This window comes from Catellatospora coxensis, assembly GCF_016862635.1.
Taxonomy (GTDB): domain Bacteria; phylum Actinomycetota; class Actinomycetes; order Mycobacteriales; family Micromonosporaceae; genus Catellatospora; species Catellatospora coxensis.
Genome location: NZ_BONI01000209.1, coordinates 1 through 773, shown reverse-complemented (window position 1 = coordinate 773; position 773 = coordinate 1). Strand labels below are relative to the sequence as shown.

Sequence of the window (773 nt, the reverse complement as noted above, 5' to 3'; positions counted from 1 at the left end):
AGCCGTGACGCATAGGCCTGCGACAGGTCGCGCAGCAGCGGACCGAGCGACCAGCCGTCACTGGCGATGTGGTGGGTCAGCAGCAGCAGAACGCACTCATCGGAACCGGTTTCGAACAGCCACGCCCGGATCGGCAGCTCAGCCGCCAGGTCGAACACGTGCCCCGCAGCCGAGGACAGGCTTGCCGCCAGCTCGGCTTCGGTGACGCGGACCTCTTCCAGAACCGGCGCCACACCGACGTCGAGGACCAGCTGGTACGGCCGCCCGTCCACCGCGGGCAGCACGGTGCGCAACGCCTCGTGGCGGTCCACCACATCCCCCAGCGCCGCACGCAGCGCACCCCGATCCAGCCCGCCGCGCAACCGCAACGCCAGCGGCACGTTGTAGACCGCGCTGCCCCCGTCCATCTGGTCCACGAACCACAACCGCTGCTGCGCGAACGACAACGGCAACCGCTCCGGCCGCGACCCCGCCGCGACCAGCGCCGGACGCGCCACACCGAGATCATCGAGCACCCGGCACAGACCCGACACCGTCGGCGACTCGAACAACGCCCGGATCCCCAACTCCACACCCAGCACCGCCCGCACCCGCGCGATCAGACGCGTCGCCAGCAGCGAATGACCACCCAGATCGAAGAAACTGTCCTCGACACCCACCCGGCCGACACCCAGCACCTGCGCGAACAACCCGCACAGGATCTCCTCACGAGCCGACAACGGCCCGCCCGCATCACCACCGGCATACTGCGGCGCAGGCAACACCCTGCGATC

Annotated in this window: 1 protein-coding gene; it reads right to left on the bottom strand. The window is 69.9% G+C overall.

Annotated elements, in window-relative coordinates:
• Positions 1–773, bottom strand: a 773-nt coding sequence (locus Cco03nite_RS42050; RefSeq protein WP_239168102.1) for a condensation domain-containing protein, incomplete at both ends; no start/stop codon positions are given.